This is a genomic window from Vallitalea sediminicola (assembly GCF_054408565.1).
Map to the genome: position 1 here is coordinate 1 of NZ_BTPT01000372.1, position 211 is coordinate 211.

General features: G+C 21.3%; 1 protein-coding gene. It reads right to left on the reverse strand.

The window, feature by feature from the left end; genetic code table 11:
* The coding region (locus ACX6CF_RS27095; RefSeq protein ID WP_458788478.1) for a hypothetical protein at positions 1 to 211 on the reverse strand (211 nt) is incomplete at both ends.

Genomic DNA, 211 nt, shown 5'->3' on the forward strand with positions numbered 1-211 from the left:
ATTAATCAATTCATTTGATGACATATTTTCTGTGATAAAATCATACTCTTTTTTAAGTAAGATGGTATTCATCAGGGAATTTTCATATAATTCTTTAACTATAACATAATAAAAATTTTTCAAGGCTTTAATTGGATTATCCTTATTTATCATTACTTCACTTAAGATTTTTTTGCGTAATTTCTTTTTTTCAATGTTAATAATCTCAAAA